We start from the raw sequence: 3,362 nt of genomic DNA, 5'->3' as shown, positions 1-3,362 counted from the left end.
CCCCTCAAGGGGGAGGGGAGCTAGCGGTGCCCCCCTCAGTCGCCACCATCGCCGCCACCGCCATCCCCGTCGGAATCGCCAAACGAGAACGTGCTGCCGCCGCTGTCGCTGCCACCCCGACGGGCACGCGTCACCATGCTGCCGAACAGCCAGCCGAGGCCGATCAGCGCGATGACCGCGAGGACCGGCCAGAATGTGCCGAGAAATCCGTAGACCGGCTCACGGAACGACTGTTGGAAGTCGCGGAGCCAGTCCATCGCTCAGTGCCCCGGGGAGCTGCCGTCGCGCTGCTCGTGGTGCGGTTCGCCGTCTTCCCAGTCGATATCGGTATTCACCTGGGGCTCGGTGTGGCCGAGCAGGCGGTCGATCCACTGGCGCAGCGCCCGTCCGGCCTGTTCCATCTGGAGCGGGTCGAGCAGGGGGCGCGGGTTATGGTGCGGTTGCGTTGCCATGCCCCGAATCTGCGCTTGATTCCTAAACTTTTCCTGACACTCGGCGGTCGCCTTGGACGACCGCCGGCGGTTTTTGCTTAACCGCTCACCAGGCGTCGGGCTCGCGCACCATGTGAACGATCCCGGCCGGATTGAAGAACCAGCCGCCGCGAAACCCATCACCCAAAGGCTCGATGGCATCGTTGCGGGTGAGCCCCGCGGCGCTCAGTTGCGCGGCGGCGGGAGCAAACTCGGCCGCGAACAGTTCGAGCCAGACTTCGCTCTGCGAATAGCCCGGAGCCTCGTCGATCCACAGCTGGTTCGGCCCGAACAGGAAGCCGACCTCCTGCCGTTCCGGCACCCGCTCGAGCTTCAGCACGTCGCGATAGAACGCCACCGTCTCGGCGTAGAGGTGGGTCGGCACCTTCATGGCGATGTTGATGCCGCCGCGGATCTCGCTGGTCATTTGTAGAAACCTTCGCGCAGGTTGAAGCCGCGCTCGAGATAGACCTTCATGGCGCACAGCATGCCGGTCCAGCCCTCGGTATTGCCGACACAGGCATCGAGCCCCTGCTGCGTCTCAATCCAGCCAGCCTCGGTAATGGTCACGAGAGTCCGGCCGTCCTCGAGCGCCTCAAAGCTCATGGTGACCGTGGTGTTGCCGCTCGGGTCGGCGCCCGTCCCTTCCGCGGCGCCCCACCGGAGGACAATGCGCTTGTCGTCGACGACTTCGACCACCTGCACCGGAAAGGCGCCGGGAAAATCGGCGAAGTCCCAGGTCACGGTGGCGCCGGTGGTGAGCCGGCCCTTGGCGCCGCCAGTGGTGAAAAAGCCGGAGAGTTTCGCCGGATCGGCCACCGCCTCGAACACCTCGTGCACCGGCTTGGCGATGCGCCCCGACACCTTCAGCTTCACATCCATGACGTCTCTCCTTGGCGTTTATCGCTTGTCTTTCCGGCCATTATGTTATAAAAATCTAACATGTCAAGCGACGATGAAAATGACAAGATCTTCAAGGCTCTGGGCAACCGGGTGCGTCGCAATATGCTCGACCGGCTGAAGGATAGTCCGCAGACCACCGGGGCGCTCTGCGACGCCTTCCCCGAGCTCGACCGCTGCACCGTGATGCAGCACCTCAAGGTGCTGGAGGAGGCCGACCTGGTGATATCCAGGCGTGACGGCCGCGAGCGCTGGAACCACCTCAACGCCATCCCCATTCAGCAGCTGCACGAGCGCTGGATCGGCAGCTATGCCGCCTATGCGGCGCAGGGTTTGCTGAAGTTGAAGCAGGGCCTCGAAGGCTGACCTGCCTGCACGTTTGGCAGAAACTGCGCGTCCTTTGGCACCCGCTGTCGCCCGCCTGCCGCTAGCCTTCGGCTCCCAAAATGGAGGACGATATGCGTAAGCGAGCCATCTTCGCCGGTATCGGCGTCATCGTCCTGGCGGCGCTGATCGCCACCCCGATCCTCCTCGCCCCCGGCGCGCCGGCTGCGGCCATGCCGCCAGCCGAGCCGGTAGCGGCGGACGAACAGGCCGCCACCATCGCGGCGATGCGCCCGACCCGCCCTTCCGACCGGCCAGTGATCGCCATCATCGCCTGGAACCAGGCGACCGAACTCTCCGACTTCTTCTCGGCCTATGGCGTGTTGAAGCGGGCCGACGTCGCCGAGGTCACCGTGGTGGCCGAGCGCGCCGAACCGGTGCAGCTCTACCCCGGTCCCAAAATCACCCCGGAAGCGACCATCGCCGACTTCGACGCCCAGCACCCCGAGGGCGCCGATTATGTCGTCGTGCCCGCCATGGACCCGGGCACCGACCAGGTCATCGCCGACTGGCTGGTCGCTCAACGCAGCAAGGGCGCCAAAATCATCTCGATCTGCAACGGCTCGCGTATGATCGGCTTTGCCGGCCTGCTCGACGGCCGCCGCGCCACCGGGCACTGGAGCGCCGTCGCCGAGTTGCGCGAGAAACACCCGACCATGACGTTCGTCCCCGATCGCCGCTATGTCGTCGACGATGGCGTCGCCACCTCCACCGGTATCACCGCCAACATTCCGATCATGCTGGCTTTGGTCGAAGCGATCGGCGGGCGCGCCGTCGCCGAGCGCACTGCCGCAGAACTTGGCGTCGCCAGCTGGGATGCCCGGCACCGCTCCGCCGGGTTCGAACTTACTCTCGAGCATAAGAAGACCTTCATTCGCAATGCCCTGACCTTCTGGCGGCGCGAAACCGTCGGTATTCCGCTCGAGCAGGGCGTCGACGAGGTAGCGCTGGGGTTACTCGTCGACGCCTATGCCCGCACCAACCTCGCCAGCGTCGTGACGCTCGGCGCCGGTGGCGCGCCGGTCCGGAGCCGCCACGGCCTGCTGATCCTCCCCGACCGGCCCAGCGAAAGCGCCCGCATCGACCGCCTGCTGCCCCCACCGCCCACCGAAGCGCCCGCTCAGACGCTCGAAAACGAGCTGCCGGTGGTGGCGGAACGCTATGACCTGCCGACGGCAAAGATCGTGGCGCTGGTGATGGAGTACCCGTGGACAGGTGTGGCGCGGTAGGGCTCCCTGTTGGTCTGCAAAGTCCGACCCCCATTCACTGGGAGATGACGTGGTCGCCTCCCTCCCCCTTGAGGGGAGGGATTGAGGGAGGGGGTGGTGCGGTGATCACCGACGGACTCCCAACCCCTCCCCTCAAGGGCAGGGCAATCGCATATGAAAGCCACCGGGCTCTCAGTGGTCCTCCACCGCGCAGCGGGGTCCGGATGCGGGCTAAGGCCCTCACCGTGGGGGGACCAGCGAAGCTGGTGGAGGGGGCGGCCCCAAAAACCGGCGCTTCCTGCTGCGTCCGCGACACGCTGGGTCTTATTAACATCTGACGCTGCCGAGGAGTCATCTCGCTTTGATTGCCTAGGCGTGCTGTGTCACTTTCTATATACAT

General features: G+C 65.8%; 6 protein-coding genes. 2 read left to right on the top strand and 4 right to left on the bottom strand.

What is annotated here, in order from left to right:
• Positions 1-35 precede the first annotated feature (35 nt).
• From VW23_RS03650 to VW23_RS03635, 4 genes are all read right to left on the bottom strand, one after another.
• Positions 36-257, bottom strand: coding sequence for a hypothetical protein (locus VW23_RS03650; protein WP_069908236.1), 222 nt, complete (start codon positions 255-257; stop codon positions 36-38).
• A 3-nt stretch (positions 258-260) separates the two neighbouring features.
• Positions 261-452 carry a hypothetical protein gene (locus tag VW23_RS03645; protein ID WP_069908235.1) on the bottom strand — a complete coding sequence of 64 codons (192 nt, stop codon included), beginning with the start codon at positions 450-452 and terminating at the stop codon, positions 261-263.
• A gap of 85 nt (positions 453-537) precedes the next feature.
• A complete protein-coding gene (locus VW23_RS03640) occupies positions 538-897 on the bottom strand; it encodes a hypothetical protein (RefSeq protein WP_069908234.1) in 360 nt (119 codons plus the stop codon).
• Complete coding sequence (locus tag VW23_RS03635; RefSeq protein ID WP_069908233.1) at positions 894-1,352, bottom strand: SRPBCC family protein; 459 nt, start codon at positions 1,350-1,352, stop codon at positions 894-896. Before VW23_RS03635 ends, VW23_RS03640 begins: the two co-directional genes overlap by 4 nt.
• A 60-nt stretch (positions 1,353-1,412) precedes the next feature.
• On the opposite strand from VW23_RS03635, the gene VW23_RS03630 reads away from it, so the two are divergent.
• Both VW23_RS03630 and VW23_RS03625 read left to right on the top strand, forming a co-directional pair.
• A complete protein-coding gene (locus VW23_RS03630) occupies positions 1,413-1,736 on the top strand; it encodes an ArsR/SmtB family transcription factor (RefSeq protein WP_069908232.1) in 324 nt (107 codons plus the stop codon).
• A 92-nt stretch (positions 1,737-1,828) separates the two neighbouring features.
• On the top strand, positions 1,829-2,983 hold the full coding sequence (locus VW23_RS03625; RefSeq protein WP_069908231.1) for a DJ-1/PfpI family protein: 1,155 nt from the start codon (positions 1,829-1,831) through the stop codon (positions 2,981-2,983).
• Positions 2,984-3,362 lie beyond the last annotated feature (379 nt).

The sequence above is a fragment of the Devosia insulae DS-56 genome (assembly GCF_000970465.2).
Lineage (GTDB): Bacteria > Pseudomonadota > Alphaproteobacteria > Rhizobiales > Devosiaceae > Devosia_A > Devosia_A insulae.
Note: the sequence above shows the minus strand (reverse complement) of the source record. Positions and strands in the feature narration are given on the sequence as shown.

Bases quoted from the DNA above. Each gene is read 5' to 3' on its own strand.
- VW23_RS03625 (WP_069908231.1), top strand. From the start codon at position 1,829: ATGCGTAAGCGAGCCATCTTCGCCGGTATCGGCGTCATCGTCCTGGCG.
- VW23_RS03650 (WP_069908236.1), bottom strand. From the start codon at position 257: ATGGACTGGCTCCGCGACTTCCAACAGTCGTTCCGTGAGCCGGTCTAC.
- VW23_RS03640 (WP_069908234.1), bottom strand. From the start codon at position 897: ATGACCAGCGAGATCCGCGGCGGCATCAACATCGCCATGAAGGTGCCG.
- VW23_RS03635 (WP_069908233.1), bottom strand. From the start codon at position 1,352: ATGGATGTGAAGCTGAAGGTGTCGGGGCGCATCGCCAAGCCGGTGCAC.
- VW23_RS03630 (WP_069908232.1), top strand. From the start codon at position 1,413: ATGTCAAGCGACGATGAAAATGACAAGATCTTCAAGGCTCTGGGCAAC.
- VW23_RS03645 (WP_069908235.1), bottom strand. From the start codon at position 452: ATGGCAACGCAACCGCACCATAACCCGCGCCCCCTGCTCGACCCGCTC.